The sequence below is a fragment of the Pantoea sp. Ft-CA_14 genome (assembly GCF_024520875.1).
GTDB lineage: Bacteria > Pseudomonadota > Gammaproteobacteria > Enterobacterales > Enterobacteriaceae > Pantoea > Pantoea agglomerans.
This window is the reverse complement of record NZ_JALNPM010000006.1, coordinates 243,462-269,194: the sequence shown is the minus strand read 5'-3', so window position 1 is coordinate 269,194 and position 25,733 is coordinate 243,462. Positions and strand designations below refer to the sequence as shown.

Annotated in this window: 26 protein-coding genes; 13 read left to right on the top strand and 13 right to left on the bottom strand. The window is 55.5% G+C overall.

Going from position 1 to position 25,733, the window contains the following annotated elements:
* Positions 1-86: 86 nt before the first annotated feature.
* The gene (locus NR195_RS12190) at positions 87-677 is read right to left on the bottom strand and encodes a hypothetical protein (RefSeq protein ID WP_163640627.1); all 591 of its coding nucleotides are present in this window, start codon (positions 675-677) and stop codon (positions 87-89) included.
* Between the two features lie 364 nt (positions 678-1,041).
* On the opposite strand from NR195_RS12190, the gene NR195_RS12185 reads away from it, so the two are divergent.
* From NR195_RS12185 to NR195_RS12170, 4 genes are all read left to right on the top strand, one after another.
* Entirely contained in the window at positions 1,042-2,328 is a 1,287-nt protein-coding gene (locus NR195_RS12185) for an HAAAP family serine/threonine permease (protein ID WP_010671264.1), read from the top strand.
* Positions 2,329-2,569: 241 nt separating this feature from the next.
* Positions 2,570-3,667, top strand: a complete 1,098-nt coding sequence (locus NR195_RS12180) for an ABC transporter substrate-binding protein (RefSeq protein WP_033756865.1) — start codon at positions 2,570-2,572, stop codon at positions 3,665-3,667.
* A 278-nt stretch (positions 3,668-3,945) separates the two neighbouring features.
* Entirely contained in the window at positions 3,946-4,410 is a 465-nt protein-coding gene (locus NR195_RS12175) for an RcnB family protein (protein WP_010671265.1), read from the top strand.
* A 102-nt stretch (positions 4,411-4,512) separates the two neighbouring features.
* Positions 4,513-5,349 carry a Cof-type HAD-IIB family hydrolase gene (locus tag NR195_RS12170; protein WP_256844561.1) on the top strand — a complete coding sequence of 279 codons (837 nt, stop codon included), beginning with the start codon at positions 4,513-4,515 and terminating at the stop codon, positions 5,347-5,349.
* A gap of 165 nt (positions 5,350-5,514) precedes the next feature.
* Here NR195_RS12170 and NR195_RS12165 read toward each other — a convergent pair whose 3' ends face one another.
* On the bottom strand, positions 5,515-6,663 hold the full coding sequence (locus tag NR195_RS12165; protein ID WP_256844558.1) for an iron-containing alcohol dehydrogenase: 1,149 nt from the start codon (positions 6,661-6,663) through the stop codon (positions 5,515-5,517).
* A 291-nt stretch (positions 6,664-6,954) separates the two neighbouring features.
* On the opposite strand from NR195_RS12165, the gene gntT reads away from it, so the two are divergent.
* Positions 6,955-8,271 carry a gluconate transporter gene (gene gntT, locus NR195_RS12160; RefSeq protein ID WP_010258995.1) on the top strand — a complete coding sequence of 439 codons (1,317 nt, stop codon included), beginning with the start codon at positions 6,955-6,957 and terminating at the stop codon, positions 8,269-8,271.
* A 198-nt stretch (positions 8,272-8,469) separates the two neighbouring features.
* Here the strand turns inward: gntT and NR195_RS12155 are convergent, their stop codons facing one another.
* The gene (locus tag NR195_RS12155; protein WP_010258994.1) at positions 8,470-8,715 is read right to left on the bottom strand and encodes a hypothetical protein; all 246 of its coding nucleotides are present in this window, start codon (positions 8,713-8,715) and stop codon (positions 8,470-8,472) included.
* Between the two features lie 1,297 nt (positions 8,716-10,012).
* Here NR195_RS12155 and cspE point away from each other — a divergent pair.
* Together cspE and NR195_RS12145 are read left to right on the top strand one after the other, a co-directional pair.
* Complete coding sequence (gene cspE, locus NR195_RS12150; protein ID WP_006118399.1) at positions 10,013-10,222, top strand: transcription antiterminator/RNA stability regulator CspE; 210 nt, start codon at positions 10,013-10,015, stop codon at positions 10,220-10,222.
* Positions 10,223-10,448: 226 nt separating this feature from the next.
* On the top strand, positions 10,449-10,880 hold the full coding sequence (locus tag NR195_RS12145; protein ID WP_010258992.1) for a GNAT family N-acetyltransferase: 432 nt from the start codon (positions 10,449-10,451) through the stop codon (positions 10,878-10,880).
* Here the strand turns inward: NR195_RS12145 and NR195_RS12140 are convergent.
* Complete coding sequence (locus NR195_RS12140; protein ID WP_033771120.1) at positions 10,858-12,213, bottom strand: PLP-dependent aminotransferase family protein; 1,356 nt, start codon at positions 12,211-12,213, stop codon at positions 10,858-10,860. The genes NR195_RS12145 and NR195_RS12140 overlap by 23 nt on opposite strands.
* A 120-nt stretch (positions 12,214-12,333) precedes the next feature.
* Between NR195_RS12140 and NR195_RS12135 the strand changes: the two genes are divergently transcribed.
* The 6 genes from NR195_RS12135 to tatE all read left to right on the top strand — a co-directional run bounded on the left by NR195_RS12135 (position 12,334) and on the right by tatE (position 17,004).
* Positions 12,334-13,302, top strand: a complete 969-nt coding sequence (locus tag NR195_RS12135; protein WP_033756873.1) for an ABC transporter substrate-binding protein — start codon at positions 12,334-12,336, stop codon at positions 13,300-13,302.
* Positions 13,302-14,090 (top strand): deaminated glutathione amidase, encoded by a 789-nt coding sequence (locus tag NR195_RS12130; protein ID WP_033771122.1) that lies wholly within the window; start codon positions 13,302-13,304, stop codon positions 14,088-14,090. The genes NR195_RS12135 and NR195_RS12130 overlap by 1 nt, the downstream gene beginning before the upstream one ends.
* Positions 14,091-14,112: 22 nt before the next feature.
* Positions 14,113-15,000, top strand: a complete 888-nt coding sequence (locus NR195_RS12125; protein WP_061704241.1) for an ABC transporter substrate-binding protein — start codon at positions 14,113-14,115, stop codon at positions 14,998-15,000.
* Positions 14,997-15,941, top strand: coding sequence for an amino acid ABC transporter permease (locus NR195_RS12120; protein WP_187510935.1), 945 nt, complete (start codon positions 14,997-14,999; stop codon positions 15,939-15,941). Before NR195_RS12125 ends, NR195_RS12120 begins: the two co-directional genes overlap by 4 nt.
* Positions 15,938-16,708, top strand: coding sequence for an amino acid ABC transporter ATP-binding protein (locus tag NR195_RS12115; protein WP_010258981.1), 771 nt, complete (start codon positions 15,938-15,940; stop codon positions 16,706-16,708). The genes NR195_RS12120 and NR195_RS12115 overlap by 4 nt, the downstream gene beginning before the upstream one ends.
* Positions 16,709-16,800: 92 nt before the next feature.
* Positions 16,801-17,004, top strand: coding sequence for a twin-arginine translocase subunit TatE (gene tatE / locus NR195_RS12110; protein ID WP_010671272.1), 204 nt, complete (start codon positions 16,801-16,803; stop codon positions 17,002-17,004).
* 113 nt (positions 17,005-17,117) lie between these two features.
* Here the strand turns inward: tatE and lipA are convergent, their stop codons facing one another.
* The 9 genes from lipA to rsfS all read right to left on the bottom strand — a co-directional run bounded on the left by lipA (position 17,118) and on the right by rsfS (position 25,659).
* The gene (gene lipA, locus NR195_RS12105) at positions 17,118-18,083 is read right to left on the bottom strand and encodes a lipoyl synthase (RefSeq protein ID WP_010258979.1); all 966 of its coding nucleotides are present in this window, start codon (positions 18,081-18,083) and stop codon (positions 17,118-17,120) included.
* Positions 18,084-18,252: 169 nt separating this feature from the next.
* Positions 18,253-18,912: a lipoyl(octanoyl) transferase LipB gene (lipB, locus tag NR195_RS12100; RefSeq protein ID WP_029519432.1), complete on the bottom strand. Its 660-nt coding sequence runs from the start codon at positions 18,910-18,912 to the stop codon at positions 18,253-18,255.
* 80 nt (positions 18,913-18,992) lie between these two features.
* Positions 18,993-19,256: a DUF493 family protein YbeD gene (gene ybeD, locus NR195_RS12095; protein ID WP_003854030.1), complete on the bottom strand. Its 264-nt coding sequence runs from the start codon at positions 19,254-19,256 to the stop codon at positions 18,993-18,995.
* A gap of 100 nt (positions 19,257-19,356) precedes the next feature.
* Positions 19,357-20,568: a D-alanyl-D-alanine carboxypeptidase DacA gene (dacA, locus tag NR195_RS12090; RefSeq protein WP_010258977.1), complete on the bottom strand. Its 1,212-nt coding sequence runs from the start codon at positions 20,566-20,568 to the stop codon at positions 19,357-19,359.
* Between the two features lie 131 nt (positions 20,569-20,699).
* Positions 20,700-21,797, bottom strand: a complete 1,098-nt coding sequence (gene rlpA, locus NR195_RS12085; protein ID WP_256844557.1) for an endolytic peptidoglycan transglycosylase RlpA — start codon at positions 21,795-21,797, stop codon at positions 20,700-20,702.
* 10 nt (positions 21,798-21,807) lie between these two features.
* A complete protein-coding gene (gene mrdB, locus NR195_RS12080; RefSeq protein WP_010258973.1) occupies positions 21,808-22,920 on the bottom strand; it encodes a peptidoglycan glycosyltransferase MrdB in 1,113 nt (370 codons plus the stop codon).
* Positions 22,921-22,928: 8 nt separating this feature from the next.
* Complete coding sequence (gene mrdA / locus NR195_RS12075) at positions 22,929-24,833, bottom strand: peptidoglycan DD-transpeptidase MrdA (RefSeq protein ID WP_010258971.1); 1,905 nt, start codon at positions 24,831-24,833, stop codon at positions 22,929-22,931.
* Positions 24,834-24,867: 34 nt separating this feature from the next.
* Positions 24,868-25,338, bottom strand: coding sequence for a 23S rRNA (pseudouridine(1915)-N(3))-methyltransferase RlmH (gene rlmH, locus NR195_RS12070; protein ID WP_010258969.1), 471 nt, complete (start codon positions 25,336-25,338; stop codon positions 24,868-24,870).
* A gap of 3 nt (positions 25,339-25,341) precedes the next feature.
* A complete protein-coding gene (gene rsfS, locus NR195_RS12065) occupies positions 25,342-25,659 on the bottom strand; it encodes a ribosome silencing factor (RefSeq protein WP_010258968.1) in 318 nt (105 codons plus the stop codon).
* Positions 25,660-25,733 lie beyond the last annotated feature (74 nt).

Here is a 25,733-nt window from a genome sequence, read left to right as displayed (position 1 = left end):
GACTCAGGAAACCTGAAATCGAAACCTGCCTGAAGTGTAGTAATCCTTTAAGGAGTAAGCAGAGCGGTGCAGCAGGCTGGTCAGTTTCAGCCGGGCTGACAGGGCGGCTGAACCTGCGTTGTGGCGACCGTTACGGCTCGGGTTTCGGGTTGCCAGAGAGCGAGGTCGGCAAACGCACGACGATAAACCGTGTCGATTTGTGCCGGAACCTGTTCGATGTAGTGCCAGGCATGCTCACGCGTTTCACCGGTGAGTTGCTGCAGATAGTGCCGCGCGTCGTCCAGCGTCGGGATCTGGCCTTCGACACCCGCCATGCGGGCAGGCAGACCGGTCCAGATCAGACCTTCTATGCCTTTGGTCTTAGCCCACTCTGCCAGTGGTCCCGCTGAGGTCGCTGTCACCGTCATCATCCCGATGCCATCGATGCGGCTGTCCGGAATGGCTTCACGGAGGCGCAATGCGCGGCAGGCGCTCTCAAGTGAGGCGGTATTCAGCCAGGCCCAGTACACCGGCACCGGGCTGGCGTTAAGGCAGATCGCGGTCGACAGCTCGCCGCCGTCAGCGATGCGCACAAACTCAATCGGTAGCTCAGGACCATCATGATGCCACTGACTGGCCACCGGCAGTGCGCCAGCTTTCCAGATTAACGATCCCCATCCGAGGCAGGCAATTTTCATTCTCTTCTCCAGTGCACCTGTCGGCGTGATCGCGACAGAATCTGTTTAAGCGTAGCCCGTTGCGCTGAACCGTTACAGGGATCACCTTTTTAGGGGCGGTAAAACTGCCACAAAGATGGCATGATCGCCGCGCAGTCACTTTGCACAACCTGACGGTTTTTTCAGCAATCCATGCGTGTTTATCTGCACGGCTTGAACTTTTATCGTCAGGTAGTGTAAAAAGTGGCGCACGCAATCGATTACCTATGCACGGGCGGGTCAGCATCACGTTGACTGATCCGGTTGCAGCTGAGGCGCAGAGTGGGGCGGACATTTGCCTGCCTGACGGCTCAGGTTACTGGCGGCTTTTAAAACGGAAGATCTGATGAAAACCACGCAAACTGGCACGCTGGGCGCGCTTGAGAGTGACGTCGATACGGGATGGCGTAAAACCGACACCATGTGGATGCTGGGTTTATACGGCACGGCGATTGGGGCGGGTGTGCTGTTCCTGCCTATCAATGCTGGCGTCGGCGGGCTGATCCCGCTGATCATCATGGCGATACTGGCGTTTCCGCTGACCTTTTTTGCGCACCGCGCCCTGACCCGATTCGTTCTCTCCGGTAAAAATCCGGCCGGGGATATCACCGAGGTGGTCGAGGAGCATTTTGGTGTTGGTGCGGGCAAGCTGATTACGCTGCTCTATTTCTTCGCTATCTACCCGATTCTGCTGATGTACAGCGTAGCGATCACCAACACGGTTGAGAGCCTGATGGTGAATCAGCTCGGCCTGGTGCCGCCACCGCGTGTGCTGCTGTCGCTGCTGCTGATTGTCGGACTGATGACCATTGTGCGTTTCGGCGAGAAGATGATTGTCAAAGCGATGAGCGTGCTGGTTTATCCCTTTGTGGCGGTGCTGATGCTGATGGCCTGCTATCTGATCCCGCACTGGCACGGCGCTGTGCTTTCGACCCTGAACGTTCAGCCCGCGGGCAGCAGCCTGTGGATGACGCTGTGGCTGGCGATTCCGGTGATGGTCTTCTCGTTTAATCACTCGCCGATTATCTCCTCATTCGCGCTGGCAAAGCGGGAAGAGTATGGCGATGCCGCAGAGAAAAAGTGTTCGCGCATTCTGGCCTGCTCGCACCTGATGATGGTGGTGACGGTGATGTTCTTTGTCTTCAGCTGCGTGCTGAGCCTGTCGCCTGAAGATTTACACGCCGCCAAGGCGCAGAACATCACCATTCTTTCCTATCTGGCGAACCATTTTAAGGTGCCGATGATCGCCTGGCTGGGACCGCTGATTGCCATTGTGGCGATCACGAAATCGTTTCTCGGTCACTATCTTGGTGCGCGCGAAGGATTTAACGGCATGGTTAATAAGGCGCTGCGCAGTCGCGGCAAAACCATCGCGCCCGCCAGACTGAATCGCCTGACCGGACTCTTTATGCTGCTGACGACCTGGCTGGTGGCAACGCTGGACCCCAATATTCTCGGCATGATTGAGACGCTTGGCGGGCCGGTCATTGCGATGATTCTGTTCCTGATGCCGATGTACGCTATCCAGAAGGTACCCGCGATGCGGAAGTACAGCGGACATATCAGCAATCTGTTTGTCGTGCTGATCGGACTGATTGCCATCTCCGCAATCTTCTATTCGCTGGTGAAGTAACACTTAGCGCAACAGGCGCATCTCAATCCCCCTGGGATGCGCCTGCCATTCTGCCCGCCCTTCGCCATTCTCTCCGTGCACCTCCACGTATTCAGCGATATCGCTCCCTGATTTAAGCCCGCTGCCGCGTTGTTAATGCCGCCTCTCAGACGCATCTGGTTAGCAATAGTTACATTTGGTACTTATCAGCATGGTAGAGTTAACGCGAATAATTATTATTCCCTAAAAGGACAGGAGAAAAATGAAAATCGGGATAGTTGCTGCCACCACACTTTTACTGTCAACCGCCTGTGCGGCTACCACCTATCCGGTCACGGTGACCGATATGGATGGTCAGAAAATTACGCTGCAAAAAGAGCCGCAGCATGTGATTTTACAGGATGGGCGTGACGTGATGGCGCTGGCATTACTGGATCGCCAGAACCCGTTTCAGCGTGTCGTTGCCTGGAACAACCTGCCGAAAAAGCAGGATACCCAGACCTGGGACCTGCTGAAGCAGCGCTGGCCGCAGGCGGCATCGATTGTTGATATGGGCTTTAACGATCAGGGGCAGGTCAATCTGGAGAGCGTGCTGGCGAAGCAGCCCGATCTGATGATTGCGCAGCTGCGCGCCAAACCGGCCCTGACGCAGTCAGGCGTGCTTGCTACCCTGAAAAATCTCCATATCCCGGTGCTGTTCCTTGATGTTGAACTTCATCCGAAAGAGAACACCCTGAAGAGCGTGAAAGTGCTGGGCACCGTTCTGAATCGCGAAGCCGAGGCGAAAGCTTACGCCGATTTTTACCAGCAGCGCTGGCAGATGCTTCAGCAGAAGATTGCGCAGGTACCGCACAAGCCAACCGTATTTATTGAACCGATTGCCGGTAACAGCGACAACTGCTGCTTTACCCACGGTCATAACGGCTGGGGCGCGCTGGTGGAAGCGGTCGGTGGCAAGAATATCGGTTCTGCACTGCTGCCCGGCAGCTCAGGATTTGTGTCGCTGGAGAAGATTATCGCCATGAAGCCGGACGTCTATATCATGACCGGCTCTAAACGCCCGAACAGTAACGTGCTGCCGTTTGGTTACGGTGCCAGTCAGACCGACGTGACCGCCACCTTTAACCGCCTGCAGAGCCGCACCGGTCTGGAGCAGATCGAACCGGTGAAACAGAAGCGGGTGTATGGCGTTTATCACCATTTCTATAATCACCCTTACAACATTATCGGCATGGAAATTCTGGCAAAAGATCTCTATCCGGAAGTGTTCCGCGATCTGGACCCGACGGCTGATTACCACCACATCGTGACGCACTTTACCGGGTTACCGGATGCGCCAGTGATCCTCAGCACGCCATAACCGCAAAAATGTCAGGGTGCGTTTCAGCATCCTGACTTTTCATCGGCCATCATCCGTCAACCAGAGCGTGATTTTCAGACAGCGCAGGTTGCCCGGTTAACCTCTGGATTGCGTCAGCAACGTTGTCATCGCATGTCCTGTGTTAAGAAAGCGCTAAGCAAGCGTAATAGTGTGTAAGTTACCGGATTTTAAGACTTTTACAGATGTCTCCCGCCACAATTATTGCCATGATGCCGATCAACGGTGCCTGAACAGCCGTTATTTTCGGAGGCAGTATCATGAAAAAAACAACATTAACGCTTATCGCTTCACTTTTGACATGCAGCACACTCTTTTCTCAGGCCTCACGGGCAGACGATCGTGATGACGCGCACCGCAAGCCTGTGCCGCATCAGAACGGTGACCATCGTGCTGACAATCGCGGTTCTGACCAGAATCAGGAGCGTGGCAACAACCGTCATGACAGCGTCAATCATCGCCCGGATCAGGACAACAACGGTCGGGGCAGAGAGGCACGTAATGACCGCGACCATTTCGCCTGGCAGGGACACGACTTCCGTCGCGGGCATCCTGTCCCGCAGGCGTACCGCGGCGACCATTACCGCGTAGCCGACTGGCATGAACGTGGTCTGCGTGAACCGCCGCGCGGTTATCACTGGGCAAACATCGACGGCAACTATGTGCTGATTGCTGCCGCAACCGGGGTAATTACCGCGCTGGTGCTGAACAGCGCCCTGAACTGATCCCCAGGGGATGGCTGCGGCCATCCCACTTTCTTTCCGTTTTGCCGCGCCAGCGGCTATCCTGACACTCCACGCTGAAAATTCCCTGTGTAAGGAGTCATGATGACGACGGTTAAGATGGTTGCGGTAGATATGGATGGCACCTTTCTGGACGATAACAAGCAGTACAATCGATCCCGCTTTCTCGACTTCTATCAGCAACTCACCGCCCGTGACATCAAATTTGTGGTGGCCAGCGGCAATCAGTATTACCAGCTCAAATCCTTCTTCCCGGAGATCGCCAGCGATATCGCCTTTGTAGCCGAAAACGGCGCATGGATTATCGATCGTGATGAGGAATTGTTTTGCGGTGCCTTTGAACGCCGCGATGTTGACGCGGTAATCGACACCCTGCAAAACGGCGACTATCCGGGTCTGCGTTACCTGCTGTGTGGCCGGGAGAGCGCCTGGTACTTCGACGGCATGGAAGAGAACTGGCTGAAGAAGATGCGCCATTACTGTCACCGGCTGAAGCCGATTCATCATCTGGATGAGGTGCAGCATGACCGGCTGTTTAAGTTCGCGCTGAATCTCTCTGATGACTATATCGAGCCACTGATGGCGGATATTGAACGTCTGCATCAGGGGCGAGTGGCAGCGACCTCAAGCGGTCACGGCTCGGTGGATTTGATCGTGCCGGGGAATCATAAAGCGCACGGTCTGGATCTGCTGGCACAACGCTGGGGGATCGCGCACGACCAGGTGCTGGCCTTTGGTGATGGCGGTAACGATCTGGAGATGCTCAGACAGTCTGGCTTCAGTTTTGCCATGGACAACGCGCCACAGCGGGTGAAACAGGCGGCACGCTATGCCGCGCCTTCTAACAACGAGCAGGGCGTGCTGCAGGTGATTGAGCAGATGCTGGCAGGTGAGGGGCCTTTTAGCGCCACGCAGGCTTAGCCGTCTGGCGCTGCGATTAAGCCAGGGCGGTTAGCCCCGTGATTCAGCCAGCCGCCTGGCTCAGAGAGCGGGTGCAACAGGATAGCGCTGAGGAGCAGCAAAGCCGGGCGAGGCTGGCAGGCCCGGTTGTGCCTGGTCAGCGAATGCGGGCAACGCGGCTCCTGATCACGCCGTGATTTGCCAAGCCTGCGCGATCATCATCTGCATCTGCTCGCGGCTGTAATTCACCAGCGAATTTTTGCTGTTGGCACGCGCCAGAATCCACTCCACCTCGTCGCGGCTCAGTGAAGGGCCATCCTGCCAGAATGGGGTGATCGCCTGCTGCTGCAGCCACTGTTTCAGAAACTGCGCCGGTGAGTCCGTGGTTTCGCTGAAGAGCTGCGGGTGCAGTTCCGCCATCAGCTTACGCTGCAGTGGCTGTTCGCTGTCGGACAACAGATCCAGGAACGGAAACAGCAGACGTCCGCACACTTCACCGTGATGGAACGGCTTTATCGCGCCCAGTTCCCCCGCAATACCGTGGATCACTCCCAGACCCGCACTGCTGAGACTGACACCGCCCAGCCACGACGCCATCATCATCGCTTCCCGTGCCGCGTCGCCAGCAGCATCCTCACGATTAAGTGCAGGCCAGGCCTGAACAAACTGACGCAGGCCGGTCAGCGCCAGCTGTCGGGTAAAGAGGTTGCCTTTGCCGGAGAGATACGCTTCGAACAGGTGGGTAAACGCATCAATACCGCAGGTTGCCAGCACCCGGTCAGGCGCACCTTTCAGCAGATCGGCATCGAGAATTGCCACCTCCGGCACAAAGACCGGGTGGCGCAGTGACGCTTTTATCTGAATGTCACGCTGGTCAGTCACTACCGCATTTTGCGTCACTTCACTGCCGGTACCGGCGGTAGTCGGGATAGCAATCAGCGGCAACGTGATGGGCTGAACCGCGGTGTCACCCACTTTTTCCAGATAGCGGGCGGTTGGCAACGGGTGTTGTACCATCGCGCTAAATGCTTTCGCCGCATCCAGTACGCTCCCGCCGCCAATCGCGACGACCCGATCGACATGACCGCGCCAGCGCGCAACCCAGCCATCAATCTCGGCGGGTGAGGCTTCATGACTGACAATTTCATAGCCAATAATATGATCGTTGAGTCCGGCTTTTAGCCGGGCATATGCGGGGCCTTGCAGAAAAGATTGTCCACAAAACAGCAGAGTAGGCTGTGACCGGGCGGCCAGCAGCGGCACCAGTTTATCCAGGCTGCCCCGGCCAAAGAGGGTTCGTTGATTACTGTACAGCTCACTCAGGTTCTCACTCACCAGCGCATCCTTTTTACATTTCGCTAAAATCTGAGTGTAACGAAAAGCAAGGCGCCGGGACTGGCAAACTTTCTGATAACGCATTGGCAAAAAGTTGATCACCTTCGCAAAACAGAAATTCACCCCCGGCGGGGTGGTGCTTTCCTGCTGATGTTACCCTTAACATGTTATCGGTAACAGCGTTTGTCGGGATGTGTAAACATCTTACAGCGCACTGTTTTGTAGCCCTCAGGGGATCATGATAATAAACCGACACTGAATGATGTTCAGTGCACAAGGTGGAGAAAAGCTATGCCATTACTCTATGTGGCGATTGGCGTCGCGTTACTGCTGCTGCTGATGATTCGCTTTAAGCTTAATGGATTTATCGCGCTGATCCTGGTGGCGCTGGCGGTCGGTGTGATGCAGGGCATGCCGGTTAATAAAGTGATTACCTCAATCAAAGCGGGCGTGGGTGGCACACTGGGCAGCCTGGCGCTGATCATGGGCTTTGGTGCCATGCTCGGTAAATTGCTGGCCGACTGCGGCGGTGCGCAGCGTATTGCCACCACCCTGATTGAAAAATTCGGCACTAAGCATATTCAGTGGGCGCTGGTGCTGACCGGTTTTATCGTCGGATTTGCGCTGTTCTATGAAGTCGGCTTTGTACTGATGCTGCCACTAGTGTTCAGCGTTGCGGCGTCGGCACGTGTGCCGCTGCTCTATGTCGGGGTGCCGATGGCGGCTGCCCTGTCAGTGACGCACGGCTTTCTTCCGCCGCATCCTGGACCGACCGCAATCGCGACGCTGTTTAACGCTGACATGGGTAAAACGCTGCTGTTTGGTACGCTGCTGGGTATTCCTACGGTGATTCTGGCGGGTCCGGTCTACGCCCGCTTCCTGAAAGGCATCGACAAACCGATTCCTGAGGGTCTCTATAACCCGAAAACCTTTACCGAGGCGGAAATGCCTGGGTTTGGCGTCAGCGTCTGGACGGCACTGGTACCTGTGGTGCTGATGGCGCTGCGTGCGGTGGCAGAGATGCTGCTGCCTAAAGGCCATGTGCTGCTGCCCTATGCGGAGTTCTTTGGCGACCCGGTGATGGCGACACTGATTGCGGTGCTGATTGCAATCTTCACCTTTGGACTGAATCGCGGTCGCACGATGGAACAGGTCATGGATACCCTGACCGACTCGATCAAAATCATCGCCATGATGTTGTTGATCATCGGCGGTGGCGGTGCCTTCAAACAGGTGCTGGTGGACAGCGGCGTGGATAAATATATTGCCAGCATGATGCATTCTACTCAGCTGTCGCCAATCTTTATGGCCTGGTCGATTGCCGCGGTGCTGCGTATTGCTCTGGGTTCTGCCACGGTAGCGGCCATTACCGCCGGGGGAATTGTGGCACCGCTGATTGTTACCAGCGGCGCCAGCCCGGAACTGATGGTCATTGCCGTAGGGTCCGGCAGCGTGATCTTCTCGCACGTTAATGACCCGGGCTTCTGGCTGTTCAAAGAGTATTTCAACCTGACGATTGGCGAAACCATCCGCTCCTGGTCGGCGCTGGAAACCATTATTTCGGTCTGTGGTCTGGTGGGTTGCCTGCTGCTCTCCTGGGCGATTTAACCTCTGGCCGCTGGCAAGCCTGCCAGCGGCTCTCTGCTTTCGCGTCTCTCCCGCTGCCTCTTTGAGCTTTGAACATCCCGTCGCGCTTGCTGCCCCTGTTGCCGGTTAAACCGGAAAGGCGGGATGTGCGGGACAGACAGCATAAAAAAGGCCGCAAGGTGCGGCCTGACAGAGAAGATTCAGTCTGAATCTGCCACGTTAATGAGGCGGTTCAAAACCGGCTTTCACCATCTGTTCCCGCAGCGCGTGTGCAATGTCACGGTTGCCACCGGTAACGGGGTAGATAACGTTATTCACCACATCATCAAGGTAGTGCTCGTCAAACTCCTGCAGAGAGAGCTGCGTGCCGCCTTCATCGTTGATGGCGAAAGTCCCTTTGATGTGGTTACCGCTGTTTTTTGCCTTGAGGCTGTAGCGGCCCATGCTGGTATTAATCGTGCTCATAAGATCTCCTCGCGACTCATTTTCAATCTCATCACTCTTGAGGCCTGCCTTGCCGCCTAAATTTTAGCCAGGAGTGTTCTGTAAAACGAAGAAAGAGAGCCGTTAAAAAGTGGTGTTGCGATCGTTATCTCAGAATTTAAATAAAGCTCAGGGTTGATGAACTTATGACCAGTTGAGCCGTAAGTGAAGCGGCAGGGCGCATTTTCCTGTCTATAATGCTTACAGGAAAAGTGTTTAATTGGTGAGGGGAAAGGAAATGAAAATTATTCTGTGGATTATTGCGATCATTTTTATCGTGGGCTTACTGACCCTGACAGGGGTGTTCAAACTGATTTTCTGATATCTGTTAACGCTTTAGCAACAGCGGGCACCTAATCAGGTGCCCGCAATGTTTTCTGGCTGGCCAACAGAGCGTCTGTAATGGGATCCATCGGCGTATTGGGCAGCAGATCCTGTGAGCCCAGAGGTTTCTTACAGTATGCGCAGCAGGCACCATGAAAGTTTCGCTGGCCCTCGCGGTAATCAGTAAAAACGAATCGGGCGCTTCCACATTGACCGCAACGTATCTTCATCACCATCCTGTGTCTCCCCCTCCTTTTACTCAGCATTAACGGATGCCTGTGCCTGACCGGTTAAGCGGACTTTATCTATTGCGCGGCAATATTATTTCGCACTGCGATAAGAAAAGTAGTTTCTTATGCTTTTGATTGTTTGTTGCCAAATGCGCATCCGGCCACTAAAAAGTATTTCATTGATCCAGATCAGTGTTTATTAGTTGTTGGCTAAAATATCCGCGAATAGCCTGCCATGACTGATGATAATGGCATAGCCGACTCATTTTTTTTGGCGAGGGAGCGGGATCTGCGCCAGTGAATTTAAGATTTATCGTACAATAAATAGCCACTGGCAGGACGCAGGCCTGAAAAAGCAGAAAAACGGGTTTAAGGTCATGGGACTTACCGTCTGGATGATAGAAAAAAAATGTCCTTTTAGCGGCGTAAACGTCATTAAGAACAGGAATATATCTTAATCAGATTTTTCTTTTTAACGTCAGTAACATAACCGCTTAAAATTAAAAAGGGTTTCGTTTCCAGCAGGTTAGCGACCGATACCCGCTCTGCGCCTGATACGCGTTGAGCGATGTTTCGCAAGTCGAAAAGCAGGAAAGTGTGATGGATGTACAGAATGTCGATATTTATCACTTTTTCATCAAATCATGCTGGACAAATCCCTCAGCAATTGCTGTACTAGACCCCGACACAGTTTAGTGTCCATTTTTCATGTAAAGGTAATATAGATGTCTAAGATCAAAGGTAACGTTAAGTGGTTTAATGAATCTAAAGGATTCGGTTTCATTACTCCTGAAGATGGCAGCAAAGATGTATTCGTACATTTCTCTGCAATCCAGAGCAACGGCTTCAAAACTCTGGCTGAAGGTCAGCGCGTAGAGTTTGAAATCACCGACGGCGCTAAAGGCCCATCTGCTGCTAACGTTATCAGTCTGTAAGTTAACAGTCAGAATTCTAAAAACCCGCCTTATGGCGGGTTTTTTTATGGCTGTAATCTGCGCTTCATCCCCCCTGTCGTACTCTCACTCTCGGCGTGTTGGCGCACAAACTGCGCGGCGGTTCACACTAAATAACCGTAACATATTTATAACAACCCGAGATGCAGCTTTTTGGCTTGCGACGCTATATAACTGTGCGACAGAACCCGGTGAGTGAGGAGGCAGGATGAACATACGTCAGGCAGAGTTGAAAGACAGTTTTGCGTTGAGTGCATTACTGAGCGAGTTAGGCTACGGCGGCACTGAAAGCTTTATTGAACAGCGCCTGGCGCAGTTATGCAGCGATCCCAGTGAAGCGCTGTTGGTGGCTGAACATGGCAGTCAGGTGCTGGGGTTTCTCTCCTTACATTTTATTCCTCAGCTGGCGCTGGCCGGTGATTTCGCCCGCATCAGCTATTTCTGCATTGCAGAAGGTGAGCGCAGTAAAGGCGTCGGCCAGCAGCTGATTCAGCATGCCGAAATGCTGGCGGCTCGTCGTGGCTGCGATCGCATGGAAGTCCATTGCCATCAGTCACGTCTCAAGGCGAACCAGTTCTACGCCCGTGAAGGCTATGTTGAATCCCCCTGTTATCTCATCAAAGATCTGCAAGCGAGTTAAATTCCCGTCCGCTGGCGATGACCAGCGCCCCGGCAATCATCTCCCGCTGTTCATCCCTGAGGCTGGCGATACTGACGCGAATAAATTGGGTTGGGCCGAGCCGACAGCGCTCGCCTGGCACGACCGCAATACCGCGGGCAGCCAGCGTGATCATGGCAAACTGCTCTGAAGTCACCGGAATATAGAGGCTTAATCCGTCGCGAAGCGGAAGATCAAGCCCACGCTGTGCCAGCGCCGCGAGCAACGCTTCACGCCGTTGCCGGTAGGTCGCGCGTGCGGTGGCGATCTGCCGTTGCGTTTCCTCATCCTCCAGCAGCCACGCCACCGCATCCTGCAGAATGCGGCTGGTCCAGCTGACGCCAAAATTTCGCCATGACTGAATGCGCCTGACCATCTCCGAGGTGGCAGAGAGCACTGCCAGCCGCAGGTCCGGTCCATAGGCTTTGGAAAACGAACGGACGTGCAGCGTGCGTTCAGGAAAGATTGAACCCAGGCTCCAGCTCGCCTCCGCGGAGAGATCGCCAATACCATCATCCTCAACGATCAGTGTGTTGCTCTGTTGCAGAACCTGCGCCATTGCCTGACGTCGCGCCGGGCTGATGCTGTTCCCGGTGGCCGAGTGGGTGCGGGGCTGATAGATCAACATTACCGGTGCCTGCTCCAGCAGAAGAGAAAGAACCTCTGGCAGCGGGCCTTGATCATCACACGCCAGCGGCAGAATCTCTGCGCCGACGTTATCCAGTATATCGAGCAGCCGGGTCGCGGTCGGATCTTCAATAATCACGCGGTCTCCCGGCGAGACCAGGGTTTGCACCAGCAGATTCATCGCGTCAAAACCGCCATCTGTCGCCAGAAACGCCTCTGCAGCATAGGGCCAGCGCGGCGCGATCGCCTGAAGCAGCGGCGCGGAAATCGCCTCACGGGTGTAGCTGTTGAGCTGCGGTGAGTGCAGGGCCGCCTGCAGCGCACGCTGCAGGTCAGGCAGCAGGGCGGGGTCGGGCGCGGCGAGGGTCAGATCGGCGCGGATGTTATCACCGTAGTTGCCGATCTTCTCAAAGCGAATCGGACGCGGCATCACCGTATTACTACTGACCCAGACACCACTGCGCCCCTTGCCCGCCAGCACTTTCTGCTTTCTGAGTTGCGCCCAGGCAGCAGAAACGGTTGCCGGGCTGACACCCAGCTGCTCCGCTATCTCCCGCACCGCAGGCATCTGCATACCTGTCGCGATCTGTCCGTCACGAATCAGCGCGGAGGCTGCCTGTGCAATGCCTTTCACTGAAGGCGATTTTATCTGGCTGCAAAACCAGTTGAGGTCGACGCTCTCTGTCATAAGAAAATACTTTGTTCAGTAACAAATTAATGATTGTTCAGGTAAGTATTCCGGATCTAGTATCAAATTCAAGCACTATTTTATGCCCCGTCCCGACGGTGCAGCGTAAACGGAGAGATCATGGCAAGGCTACTCATCAGACTGGCGGTACGCGACTGGGACTACTTCACCCCGCTGGCGCTGGGCGATATCAGACCAGAAGGTTTTGAACTGCAGATCGACCGCGTCGGCACACTTGTGAATGATCTGGCGACCAGCCCCGACTATGACGCGGGCGAAGTCTCCTTCAGCCGCTATGCTCAGGGCCGGGCCAGAGGAGACGAAACACTACTTGGCCTGCCACACTTCCTGATGCGCGGCTTCCGCCAGCGCTGCATTATCACCACCAGCAGCAGCCCCATCACCACGCCTGCGCAGCTGAAAGGTAAGAGAATCGGCGTCACCGGCTGGCAGGATTCGGGCAATACCTGGACACGCACGGTGCTGCGTGAAGCAGGCGTCGAAATCGATGATGTGTTCTGGTATGCCGGTCGTCTTACTGCCGATCATCCGATTGTCGATCGGCTGGCGGGATTTGGCCGCCCGGGCCGCATTGAACCCGCGCCTGACGAACGACCGCTGATAGAGATGCTGCAGGCGGGTGAGCTGGATGCCATCTTCACGCCATTTATGCCGGAGGGCTTTTTCCTGCCTGGTTCGGGATTACGTCAGCTGCAGACCGATTTTTATCAGGCGGAGCGGGACTACTTTAATCGTGTCGGCTATGTGCCGGGCATCCACATTCTGGCGCTTAAACCGGCACTGGCGGCGGCGCATCCGTGGCTGCCTGCGGCGTTAAGTGAGGTCATCGATCGCTCTTACCGGCTGTGGATGCAGAAAAGAGAGAAATATGCCGACACCACGCCGTGGCTGCTGGACGATTTGCGACGCACTGCGCAGGAATTGCCCGCTGACTGGAATCAGAATGGTTTTAGCGTTAACAGAAAGATGATTGCGGACTTTGGTCGCGAGCTCTATGAGCAAGGGCTGACTCACCAGGTACTGACGCCGGAAGCAATGTTTCCGGCCGCTGCGGGAGAAGAGAAATGATGAAAGTAGCACTGGGACAATTTGCGGTGAGCCGCGAATGGCAGGAGAACGCCCGTATCTGTCTGGACTTAATGCAGCGGGCGACAGAAGGTGGCGCCGATCTGCTGGTACTGCCGGAAGGGGTGCTGGCACGTGATATAGCCGACCCCGATTTAGTGCTGAAGGCGGCGCAGCCGCTGGATGGCCCTTTTCTGAGCCAGCTGCTGGCCGCCAGCAAGCAGAATGCACTGACCACCATGATGAGCATTCACGTTCCCACCGGCGAGCAAAAAGCGCTCAACGTGCTGGTAGCGATCCGTAACGGTGAGATCATCGCCGCCTATGAAAAGCTGCATCTGTACGATGCCTTTGCGATGCAGGAGTCGCAGCGGGTCAATCCCGGCCACGTCATTCCGCCGCTGATTGAGGTCGCGGGTATGAAAGTCGGATTAATGACCTGCTATGACGTGCGCTTCCCTGAGCTGGCGCGTCGGCTGGTGCTGGATGGTGCAGAGGTGCTGGTGCTGCCTGCCGCCTGGGTTAAAGGTCCGCTGAAAGAGATGCACTGGGAACTGCTGACCCGCGCCCGCGCGCTGGAAAACACCTGCTATATGGTGGCGGTGGGGGAGTGCGGCCCGCGCAATATCGGCAACAGCCTGGTGGTCGATCCGCTGGGCGTAGCGGTGGCGAATGCGGCGGAATCGCCGGCGCTGCTGTTTGCCGATCTCGATCCTGAGCGCGTCGCCTATGCCCGCCGGGTGCTGCCGGTACTGGAAAACCGGCGCTTTGCCCGTCCCGAACTCAACTGATCCGCTGAACCAGGAATCCATTATGACGAAGAGAGCAACCGCCTTAATCGTGGCGCTGGGGCTGACTGCATCCCTGGCGCAGGCTGCCGACGCTATTCCGGTGCAAAAAGTTGACCAGGCCCTGCATGACAGGCTGCCAGATGAGATCAAAAAATCGGGCAAAATGATTTCAGTGAATAACGGTTCATTTCCGCCCTATGAAATTGTGAATGGCCCGCACTCAATGGAGGGCGCGTCGGCCGAATTAACGACTGCACTGGCACAACTGCTGGGTGTGAAGATCGAGCATGCGACGGTGAGTGGTTTATCGGGCGTACTCACCGGCATCAATGCGGGTCGTTATCAGCTGGCGATTGGGCCGATTGGTGATTATCCGGACCGTCAGCAGAAAGTGGATTTCATCGATTTTGTGCAGGAGTTCGTGGTGTTCGGCGTGCAGAAGGGCAATCCGGCCAGAATCAATCAGCTGGACGACACCTGCGGCAAGCGCATTGCCGTTATGGCCGCTGGCTCTGCGGAACAGGTTATTCGTAAGCAGTCAGACCGGTGTGTGGCCGACGGGAAACCGGCCGTGACGGTGCAGGCCTTTACCGATCAGCCTTCATCAATTCTGGCGGTGCGCTCTAAACGCTCCGATGCGTTCTTCTCATCACAGGCGCCGCTGACTTACTTTGTTAATCAGGCGAAAGGGCAGCTTGAGCTAGCGGGCAAAGGGCAGAAAAACGGCTTTGGCGATATTTTCCAGGGCACGGTGGTGCCGAAAGGCTCGCCGCTGGGTCAGGTGGTGCTGGATGCCTACAAAGAGCTGTATCAGAACGGGACGTATGCGGCCATCATGAAAAAGTGGCAGCTTGAGGGCAACATGACCACCGCACCCGGACTGAATCTGGCGAAAGAGGCCAGCAAATGAGCCCGCCGCGCCATCTGCACAGCGGTGACAGAGGCGAGGCACAGCTGCGCGACGTGGCGTTCGCTCGCAACGCCCCCACTTACGGACGCTGGATCAGCTGGATTTTAGTGCTGGTGATCGGCACCAATCTATTGTGGGTGGTGGCGACCAATCCTAACTTTGAATGGCAGGTGGTGCTCAAGTGGTTTACTGAAGGATCCGTGCTTAAAGGGTTGCAGGTCACTCTGGGGCTGACAGTGGTGTCGATGGTACTCGGCACGCTGCTCGGTCTGCTGCTGGGCGTCTGGCGGCTCTCCGAGAACCGGTTGCTGCGCGGCGTTGCCGGACTCTATATCTGGTTCTTTCGTGGCACGCCGCTACTGGTACAGCTGATCTTCTGGTACAACCTTTCTACGCTGTTTCCGGCGCTGTCGCTGACGCTGCCGTGGACCGATATCACGCTGGCCAGCTGGAATACCAACGATCTGATCACCCCACTGACAGCCGCTATTGCCGGGCTGGCGCTGAATGAAGCGGCCTATATGGCGGAAATTATTCGCGCCGGTCTGCTGTCGGTGGATAACGGTCAGGTAGAGACTACCCAGGCCTTTGGCATGAGTCGTTCACGGGCGCTGCGGCGCATCATCATTCCTCAGGCGATGCGATCGATTATTCCGCCCACCGGCAACCAGCTGATCAGCATGATCAAGGCGACGTCGCTGGTCAGCGTGATCGCAATGGGCGATCTGCTCTACTCGGTGCAGGCGATCTACAACCGTACCTTCGAGATCATCCCGATGCTGATGGTGGCGGTGATCTGGTATCTGCTGATCACCTCGATCCTCAATCTGGGCCAGTCCGCCATCGAGCGTTACTACGCGCGTGGCACTCGTCGGGTGGCCAGCGCCCCCAGACGCGCCACCATCGCGGCTAACGTGCAACCCCAGCAGGAGGAGCAATGAGTCAGCGTGAACCCCTGGTCTGCGCCCGCAACGTGCAGAAGAATTACGGCGACAATCAGGTTCTGAAAGGGATCGATCTGGATGTCTGGCCCGGTGAAGTAGTGGTGATCCTCGGGCCATCTGGTTCCGGTAAATCCACGTTTCTGCGCTGCATCAATCATCTTGAAGAGATGAACGCCGGATCGATTCGGGTCGGTGATGAGCAGATCGGTTATGTACTTAAAGGGCATGTGCTGCACCGGTTGTCGCCACGCCAGATCGCCCGTCAGCGCCAGAAAATTGGCATGGTGTTTCAGCAGTTCAATCTCTACCCCCATATGACCGTGCTGCAGAACATCACTGAAGCGCCCATCGGCGTGCATAAATTCCCGCGTCAGGAGGCTATGGCCCATGCCCGATCGCTGCTGGCGACGGTGGGGTTAAGCGATAAAGCGGACGCCTGGCCACGTCACCTCTCGGGCGGACAGCAACAGCGTGTGGCGATTGCGCGGGCGCTGGCGATCAAGCCGCAGCTGATGCTGTTTGATGAGCCGACCTCCGCGCTCGATCCGGAACTGGTGGGCGAAGTGCTGGCGACCATGCGTACCCTGGCCGACCAGGGATTAACGATGATCGTGGTGACTCATGAGATTAGCTTTGCGCGGGAAGCCGCCGATCGCGTGGTTTTTATGGATGGGGGGGTGGTGGTGGAGCAGGGCACGCCTGAAGAGGTGATCGCGAATCCACAGCATCCGCGCACCCAGGCGTTCCTGAGTCGCTTCATCTGAGATCTTACTCTGTTACAGATTCCAGTTGTCGCCGCAGGCAAACTGCGCGTAAATATCAGTCACCGTGATTCGATAAAGTTGAAAGGTTAAATATGGAAGGTATCAGTATTGCCAAGCTGCTGATTATCGGTGCGCTTATCGTACTGCTTTTTGGTACCAACAAGTTGCGCTCACTGGGTGGCGATCTGGGCTCCGCAATCAAGGGCTTTAAAAAAGCCATGAAAGATGAAGATACCAGCGCAACCCGAACTGCGGCTGAAGACGTGCCGGCAGAACGCGTCGTTCATAAAGATTAATCGGTTATTTGCTGCAAATAACTGTTACTTTTTATTTCAGGCACAGATAAAAAAAACCAGACTGTTTCCAGTCTGGTTTTTTGTTTTTCGGGCTTCCTGAAGTAAAAGCGTGCTTATTTCACTTCTTCGCCTTTGGCCTGCATATCCGCGTGATAGGAAGAGCGGACAAACGGACCGCACGCGGCATGGGTAAAGCCCATCGCCATCGCTTCTTCTTTCATCTCATCGAACTCAGCCGGGCTGACGTAGCGCTGAACCGGCAGGTGGTGGCGGCTCGGCTGCAGATACTGGCCCAGCGTCAGCATGGTGACACCGTGGCGACGCAGATCGCGCATCACCTCAACGATTTCGGCATTGGTTTCGCCCAGGCCCACCATCAGACCCGATTTTGTCGGGATGTGAGGATGCGCCTCTTTGAAACGTTCAAGCAGCTTCAGTGACCACTCGTAGTTCGCGCCCGGACGCACCTGGCGGTAGACGCGCGGTACGTTTTCCAGATTGTGGTTAAACACATCCGGTGGCGTCGCGGTGAGAATCTCCAGCGCGCGATCCATACGGCCACGGAAGTCCGGCACCAGCGTTTCAATTTTGATCGTCGGATTTTTTTCGCGAATCGCGCTGATGCAGTCGGCAAAGTGCTGTGCGCCACCATCACGCAAATCATCGCGGTCAACCGAGGTGATCACCACGTAGCGGAGGCCCATATCGGCAATCGTCTGCGCCAGTTTAGCGGGTTCGTTAGCGTCAGGGGCATTGGGGCGGCCATGTGCCACATCGCAGAACGGACAACGACGGGTACAGATTGCGCCAAGGATCATAAAGGTGGCGGTGCCGTGGTTGAAGCATTCGGCGAGGTTAGGACAGGATGCCTCTTCACAGACTGAGTGCAGCCCGTTTTTACGCATCGCGGCCTTAATGCCCTGAATACGACTGGAGTCAGCTGGCAGCTTGATTTTCATCCATTCCGGCTTACGCAACATCTCCTGCCGTTCAACAGCCACGGTTTTCACCGGGATCAGCGCCATTTTGTCTGCGTCACGATATTTGACGCCGCGTTCCATCTGAATTGGTTTACTCATAAATCAGCAGGTTCCGGTCGGATTGCGATTTGAAAGCGTTCCCACTCAAACCGGGAAGGCTGCTTTCAACTTTATTTGAAAAAAGTGCAAAAATTATATCATCACATCGCCTGCGAAGCAGCCACAGTCAGCGCGGATAAGTTACATATTTGTAAATTCGCATTCTGCGTTAAGGTTTAACAGGGAGATCCCCTGAAATCCATTCAACATTTTCATAACCTGACAGCCGCGCAAACGCGCTGACCAGCGGAGAGTGTACCTGCTCCGTCGTCACCTCTGGCTGGAAATTTTTCAACTGGGTCATGCTCATGCCGGCGTAACCACAGGGATTGATGCGCAGGAAGGGCGACAAATCCATGGCAACATTCAACGCCAGACCGTGAAACGAGCAGCCTTTACGGATTCGTAATCCCAGTGAGCAGATCTTCTCTTCCCCGACGTAGACGCCAGGTGCATCAGCACGGGCGCGGGCGCTGACGCCAAACTCTGCCAGGGTGGCGATAACCGTCTCTTCCAGAATGGTCACCAGCTGGCGTACGCCGAGCTTACGGCGTTTCACATCGATCAGGACGTACATCACCTGCTGTCCTGGCCCGTGATAGGTGACCTGACCCCCACGGTCACTCTGCACCACCGGGATCTCGCCTGGCATCAGCAGATGCTCTGCTTTGCCCGCCTGACCCTGAGTAAAGACCGGAGGATGTTCAACCAGCCAGATTTCATCACGACTCTGGTCGTTGCGCTGGTCGGTATAGTGATGCATGGCGTCGGAGACAGATTGCCAGTCGCGCAGACCTGACTGGCGGACAAGAAGAGTTTCAACTGACAAAACGATAGCCCGCTAAAAGAAATAACGCTGAGGATAACGTCGGCAAACCGTCAGGCAGAGGCGCCTTGCCGACCCGTAAATTACAGTACCATCCGCACAATTTCGATGTTGCCCAGCTCTTCGTACAGGCGTTCTACCTGCTCGATGTGGGTGGCGGTGATAGTGATGTTGACGGAGTGATAGTTGCCTTTGCTGCTCGGCTTAACTTCAGGGCTGTAGTCGCCTGGCGCATGGCGTTGCACCACTTCAACCACTTGATCAACCAGCTCCGGTTGTGCCAGACCCATTACTTTGTAGGTAAATGGGGTAGGAAATTCGAGCAGCTCATTCAGTTTGGTTTTCATATTAACTCCGGTGCATAAAAAACAGGCTCCCGCCTGAGCGGGAGCAACATAATATCGTGTAATGGGGGCGAAGGGGTGATTTTTCAATCACCCGCCACGCTTAACCGAACCAGTGATGGAACATCAGCTTGATGTAATCAACGATACGGCCAAAGAAACCTCCTTCAGAGATCTCGTTCAGTACCACCAGCGGACGCTGTTCGATAGTCTTGCCATCCAGCTGGAAGTTGATGCTGCCGACCACCTGATTTTTCTTCAGTGGTGCATGCAGTTCCGTGTTGGTCAGCACATAGCTGGCTTTCAGATCTTTCATGCGGCCACGTGGGATGGTCAGGTAAGCATCTTTTTCCACGCCCAGCTGCACACGGTCGTTATCGCCGAACCAGACTGGCTCAGAGGCGAACTCTTTGCCCGCTTTCAGTGGCGCCACGGTTTCAAAGAAACGGAAGCCCCAGGTCAGCAGTTTCTTACTCTCAGTTTCACGGCCTTTGTAGGTATGACCGCCCATCACAGCAGAAATCAGGCGCATCTGGCCTTCAGTCGCAGACGCCACCAGGTTGTAACCGGCTGAGTTGGTATGACCGGTTTTGATGCCGTCCACATTCAGGTTGGTATCCCACAGCAGACCGTTACGGTTCATCTGACGGATATTATTGAAGGTGAACTCTTTCTCTTTATAGACAGCATACTCTTCCGGCACGTCACGGATCAGCGCCTGACCGATCAACGCCATATCGCGCGCGGAGCTGTACTGACCTTCCGCGTCCAGACCATGAACGGTCTGGAAGTGGGTATTCTGCAGGCCAATCGCTTTGACGTAGTTGTTCATCAGATTAACGAACGCATCCTGGCTGCCAGCGACATAGTCAGCCATTGCAACACAGGCATCGTTACCGGACTGCAGCACAATCCCACGGGTCAGCTGAGAGACCGGCACGCGGTCGCCTGGCTTCAGGAACATCAGCGAGGAGCCTTTGAACACCGGGTTGCCGGTCGCCCAGGCATCCGGGCCGACGGTGACCATATCGTCCTGATGAATTTTACCCGCTTTAACGGCCTGACCAATGACATAGCTGGTCATCATCTTGGTCAGACTGGCAGGATCGCGGCGTGCATCGGCATTTTTCTCTGCCAGCACTTTGCCTGAGTTGTAGTCGATAAGGACGTACGCTTCGGCATCAATGTCCGGCACGCCCGGAATCATGGTCTTGAGATTGACGTCATCAGCAATAGCAGCATGGCTGAGAGAGAAAGCGATCAGTGATCCCACTGTCAGGCGTTTCAGCAAACGAGATGATTTCAGCGTGTTCATGTGTAGGACTACAACATCCGTGAGTTTGAGGTTGAAAATGTCACTCATCATACCCAATGCCAGATTAACTGGCACCGGACGTGATGATTGGGTTGTTAGCAGACGTAACGTGCAGCTGTCTGACAAACGGTTCAGCGACGCGTGTTAGTAATAAATGAGGCGGCGTGGCCTTCACTGCTCAGGCGCTGTTGCAGCGCAGCCGCTTCGGCGCGGGAGGTGTAGCCGCCGAGCTGAACGCGATACACATTGTTGCCCGCGTCTTCTACCTTACCGGGCACGCCATAACGCTGGCTCAGGCTTTTCATCATCTGCTGGGCACGCGCCGGGTCATTCAGCGCACCGACCTGCACCACATATCCGTCGGCACCACCATTGCTGGCTGCAGGCGCGGCGCTGGCTGCTGCGGGAGCAGCATTGCTGACTGCCGGTGCGGAACTGGCGGGTGCGGCGGCTGGCGGTTCGTTACCTTCCAGTACGCCGGTCGCTAATGGCTGGGGTGCACCAAGAAAGCCGCTGCTCTGCACCGGCGCGCCCATGTTGTCACCGCTTTGCAGCGTACTGTTGCTGATGGCCTCAACATTTTGCGCAGGCGGCTCTGAGGGGGCTGCGCTGCCGCCGTTCATCACCGCGCCACCACTCAGGTCCGGACGGGCAGGCAGAGAGTAGCTCTGTTTTGCCACGACGGTCCCGATGGTGCCGGGGCCAGAGAGCGAACCGTCTGGGGCGACCTTGATGTAATCAACCCGCACGCGCGAATTGTTGGAGATATTCAGGCGGTCACCGGCAGCCCGCGACAGGTCGATAATGCGTCCTGGCGTGTAAGGGCCGCGATCGTTAACGCGCACCACAATCTGACGGCCATTCGCGATATTGGTCACGCGCACATAGCTCGGCAGCGGCAGAGTAGGGTGGGCCGCGGTCAGTGCATCAGGATCGTAGGCTTCGCCGGTAGCGGTGCGGTTGCCCTGCGCCTCTTCGCCGTACCAGGTGGCCAGGCCGACTTCACTGTAGTTCGACGGATCTTTGATGACGCGATAATTTTTGCCGTTCACGCTGTAATCCTGGCTGGTGCCCGGATTGATCGGCTCATAACGTGGCTCAACGCCTGGAATCTCCACCACCGGTCCATTGTAAGCCGGTTGCGGCGGCGCCGTATTTTGGGGTTCCGGCGTGGTACAGGCCGCCAGAACCAGTGATGCCAGTGCAACGCCAAGCCATTCCTTACGCATCTGCAGCCTCTTAGACACTTTTAGATAACATTTTTCGGTGAGTGTGGATCGACATCACAATGCCAAATCCCGCCATAAGCACGATAAGCGCGGAGCCGCCATAACTGACCAGCGGCAGCGGCACGCCAACTACCGGTAAGATACCACTAACCATGCCAATGTTAACGAAAACATAAACGAATAAAATCAGCATTAAACCGCCCGCCATTACCCGGCCAAAGGTGGTCTGCGCCCGTGCTGCCACCACCAATCCCCGCATGATCAGCAGCAGATAAAGGGCCAGCAGCAGCAGCACGCCAACCAGGCCTAACTCTTCGGCCAGAACCGCAAAGATAAAGTCAGTATGACGTTCCGGCAAAAACTCCAGCTGAGACTGGGTGCCCTGCAGCCAGCCTTTACCGCGCAGACCTCCTGAGCCAATAGCAATTTTCGACTGGATAATGTGATAACCCGCTCCCAGCGGATCTGTTTCCGGGTCGAGCAGCATCATCACGCGGTCACGCTGATAATCGTGCATCAGGAAAAACCACAAAATCGGGATAAAGGCGGCGACCAGCAACACGGCTACGCCAATCAGTTTCCAGCTCATACCCGAGAGGAACAGCACAAACAAGCCGGAGGCGGCAATCAGAATTGAGGTGCCGAGATCGGGCTGTGCCGCCACCAGCAGGGTGGGCAGGAAGATCAGAATCAGAGCAATGCCGGTATTTTTCAGCGTTGGCGGACAGACATCGCGATTGATAAAGCGCGCCACCATTAAAGGCACCGCTATCTTGGCAATCTCAGAGGGCTGAAAACGCACAAAGCCGAGATCGAGCCAGCGTTGAGCGCCTTTACTGATCTGCCCAAAGGCATCCACCGCCACCAGCAGAATGACGCAGACAATATAGAGATAGGGCGCCCAGCCTTCATAGACGCGCGGCGGTACCTGCGCCAGCACAATCATGATGACCAGCCCCATCGCGATCTGACCGAGTTTACGCTCCATCATGCCGGGGTCCTGACCACTGGCGCTCCAGATCACCACAGCGCTGTAGGTCAGCAGGCCGAGAATGATCAGCATAAACAGCGGATCGATGTGGATGCGCATCCAGATCGAACGTTTCTGCGGACTATCTTGCATCGACATGTTTATTCACCTTCATAACCGGGCGGCACAGGAGCGGCGTCCGGCAGGACTGTATTGTTATCACCCAACATAATGTGATCCAGAATCTGGCGCATGACGGTGCCGACAGCCGGACCGGCGCCACCGTTTTCCAGGATAATGGTCACGGCGACCCGAGGTTTGTCATAAGGGGCAAACGCGGTCATTAATTTATGGTCGCGTAATCGTTCAGCAATTTTATGGGCGTTATAGGTTTCGTTCTCTTTCAGGCCAAAGACCTGCGCCGTACCGGACTTGGCGGCGATTTTATAGGGCGCATCGGCGAAGCTCTTGTGCGCGGTGCCGTTGGGCCGGTTCGCCACGCCATACATGCCATCTTTGGCAATTTCCCAGTAGCCGGAATGGATATCACCAATCGGGGCTTCAGGCGGCTGGCGATAGGGCACCAGGGTGCGGCCTTCGCGGGTGGCGCGCAGCATATGCGGCACCTTGACGACGCCGTCGTTGATGAGAATCATCATCGCTTTGTTCATCTGCAACGGCGTGGCGGTCCAGTAACCCTGTCCGATCCCCACCGGAATAGTATCGCCCTGATACCACGGCTTTTTAAAGCGTCTCTGTTTCCAGTCGCGGGTCGGCATGTTACCGGCGCTCTCCTGCGGTAAATCGATGCCGGTACGGCTGCCGTAACCAAATTTATTCATCCACTCCGACAGCCGGTCGATACCCATGTCATAGGCAACCTGATAGAAGAAGGTGTCGGCAGACTCTTCCAGCGCTTTGGTGACGTTCAGACGTCCGTGGCCCCATTTTTTCCAGTCGCGGAAGCGTTTTTCTGAACCGGGAAGCTGCCACCAGCCGGGATCAAACAGGCTGGTATTACGGTTAATCACGCCAGCACTCAGGGCAGAGACCGCCACATAAGGTTTAACCGTCGAAGCCGGTGGATAGGCAGCCTGAATCGCACGGTTATAGAGCGGGCGGTTTTCATCTTCCAGCAGGCCGCGGTAATCCTTACTGGAAATACCGTCGACAAACATGTTGGCGTCATAGCTGGGCGTTGAGACCATGGCGAGGATTTCGCCGGTGCGCGGATCGCTGACCACGACGGCCGCGCGACTGCCCGCCAGCAGGGTCTCGACATATTGCTGCAGTTTGAGATCGATAGTCAGATAGATATCACGGCCTGCCTGAGGGGACTCCTCATGCAGCTGGCGAATGACCCGGCCACGGTTGTTGACCTCAACCTCTTCAAAGCCGGTTTTGCCGTGCAGCAAATTTTCGTAATAGGCTTCAATGCCCAGCTTACCGATGTCGTGCGTCGCGGCGTAGTTAGGCCATATGCCCTCTTTGTCGAGGCGTGCAACGTCACGATCGTTGATTTTTGAGACGTAGCCGACCACATGCGTCAGCGTGGCACCGTAAGGGTAGTAGCGGCGCTGGTAACCTTTAACTTCCACGCCGGGGAAGCGGTACTGATTGACCGCAAAGCGCGCGACCTGCACGTCATTCAGACCGGTTTTAACCGGGATAGAGGTGAACCGACGCGAGCGTTTACGCTCTTTCTGGAAGTTTTCGAGGTCGTCGTCAGTCAGCTCAAGAATCGGGCGTAAGTTTTCCAGGGTCTGTTGCAGATTATCTACTTTTTCCGGAACCAGTTCTGCCTGATAGATGGTGCGGTTCAGCGCCAGCGGCGTGCCGGTACGATCGTAAATTATGCCGCGGCTGGGGGCCACAGGCACCAGTTTGATACGGTTCTGGTTGGAGCGGGTGCTGTAATCATCAAAGCGAAGGATCTGCAGGTGGTAAAGATTAACCACCAGTACTGAAGAGAGCAGTAAGATACCGACGAAGGCGATAAAGGCCCGACGGACAAAGAGTTTCTGTTCGGCGCTGTAATCGCGAAAGGCGTTGCTTTGTAATTTCATCCGCTACTTGTCATGTCTGATGTGGGCTGATCGGTCATTCACGATGATAAGGATGATTTGTCGTTATGCTCCAGGCCCGATACAGACTTTCGGCTACCAGCACGCGCACCAGCGGATGGGGCAACGTCAATGCTGACAGTGACCAGCTCTGCTCTGCCGCCGCTTTACAGGCGGGGGCCAGGCCTTCAGGCCCGCCAATCAGCAGGCTGACATCGCGACCATCCAGCTTCCAGCGTTCAATCTGCTGTGCCAGCTGCGGGGTTTCCCACGGATGACCAGGAATATCCAGCGTGACGATGCGATTGCCTTTGCCGACCGCCGCTAACATCGCTTCACCCTCTTTTTCAAGAATGCGTTTGATATCAGCATTTTTACCGCGTTTACCTGCGGTCACTTCGGTCAGCTCAAGCGGCATATCTTTCGGGAAGCGGCGCAGATATTCCATAAAACCGGTCTGCACCCAGTCAGGCATTTTCGTGCCGACGGCAACAAGTTGCAGTTTCACCGATTAGCCCCAGAGTTTTTCCAGCTCATACAGCTGGCGACTCTCTTCCTGCATCACATGCACGATGACATCACCCAGATCGACCACGACCCAGTCTGCCGCGCTTTTACCTTCAATGCCTAATGGCATCAGGCCTGCTAAACGCGACTCCTGCTCTACGTGTTCTGCGATCGAAGTCACATGACGCGTGGAGGTGCCGGTGCAGATGATCATGAAATCGGTGATGCTGGATTTGCCCTGAACGTCGATGGTGACAATGTCCTGGCCTTTGAGATCATCAATCTTATCAATAACGAACTCTTGGAGTGCTTTACCTTGCAAAAGGTTCCCCTTGGAATCTGGTGGTAACGAGCCGGCTGTAAGCCCGGAGAGTGCAGCCAAAAAATTAAGCGGCG

Coding starts and splice junctions, on each gene's coding strand:
- NR195_RS12115 (WP_010258981.1), top strand. CDS start 15,938: ATGAGTCAGCGTGAACCCCTGGTCTGCGCCCGCAACGTGCAGAAGAAT.
- NR195_RS12170 (WP_256844561.1), top strand. CDS start 4,513: ATGACGACGGTTAAGATGGTTGCGGTAGATATGGATGGCACCTTTCTG.
- ybeD (WP_003854030.1), bottom strand. CDS start 19,256: ATGAAAACCAAACTGAATGAGCTGCTCGAATTTCCTACCCCATTTACC.
- NR195_RS12155 (WP_010258994.1), bottom strand. CDS start 8,715: ATGAGCACGATTAATACCAGCATGGGCCGCTACAGCCTCAAGGCAAAA.
- mrdB (WP_010258973.1), bottom strand. CDS start 22,920: ATGCAAGATAGTCCGCAGAAACGTTCGATCTGGATGCGCATCCACATC.
- tatE (WP_010671272.1), top strand. CDS start 16,801: ATGGAAGGTATCAGTATTGCCAAGCTGCTGATTATCGGTGCGCTTATC.
- NR195_RS12180 (WP_033756865.1), top strand. CDS start 2,570: ATGAAAATCGGGATAGTTGCTGCCACCACACTTTTACTGTCAACCGCC.
- NR195_RS12120 (WP_187510935.1), top strand. CDS start 14,997: ATGAGCCCGCCGCGCCATCTGCACAGCGGTGACAGAGGCGAGGCACAG.
- NR195_RS12130 (WP_033771122.1), top strand. CDS start 13,302: ATGAAAGTAGCACTGGGACAATTTGCGGTGAGCCGCGAATGGCAGGAG.
- NR195_RS12175 (WP_010671265.1), top strand. CDS start 3,946: ATGAAAAAAACAACATTAACGCTTATCGCTTCACTTTTGACATGCAGC.
- dacA (WP_010258977.1), bottom strand. CDS start 20,568: ATGAACACGCTGAAATCATCTCGTTTGCTGAAACGCCTGACAGTGGGA.
- NR195_RS12125 (WP_061704241.1), top strand. CDS start 14,113: ATGACGAAGAGAGCAACCGCCTTAATCGTGGCGCTGGGGCTGACTGCA.
- cspE (WP_006118399.1), top strand. CDS start 10,013: ATGTCTAAGATCAAAGGTAACGTTAAGTGGTTTAATGAATCTAAAGGA.
- mrdA (WP_010258971.1), bottom strand. CDS start 24,833: ATGAAATTACAAAGCAACGCCTTTCGCGATTACAGCGCCGAACAGAAA.
- gntT (WP_010258995.1), top strand. CDS start 6,955: ATGCCATTACTCTATGTGGCGATTGGCGTCGCGTTACTGCTGCTGCTG.
- NR195_RS12190 (WP_163640627.1), bottom strand. CDS start 677: ATGAAAATTGCCTGCCTCGGATGGGGATCGTTAATCTGGAAAGCTGGC.
- lipA (WP_010258979.1), bottom strand. CDS start 18,083: ATGAGTAAACCAATTCAGATGGAACGCGGCGTCAAATATCGTGACGCA.
- NR195_RS12135 (WP_033756873.1), top strand. CDS start 12,334: ATGGCAAGGCTACTCATCAGACTGGCGGTACGCGACTGGGACTACTTC.
- rlpA (WP_256844557.1), bottom strand. CDS start 21,797: ATGCGTAAGGAATGGCTTGGCGTTGCACTGGCATCACTGGTTCTGGCG.
- NR195_RS12140 (WP_033771120.1), bottom strand. CDS start 12,213: ATGACAGAGAGCGTCGACCTCAACTGGTTTTGCAGCCAGATAAAATCG.
- NR195_RS12185 (WP_010671264.1), top strand. CDS start 1,042: ATGAAAACCACGCAAACTGGCACGCTGGGCGCGCTTGAGAGTGACGTC.
- NR195_RS12145 (WP_010258992.1), top strand. CDS start 10,449: ATGAACATACGTCAGGCAGAGTTGAAAGACAGTTTTGCGTTGAGTGCA.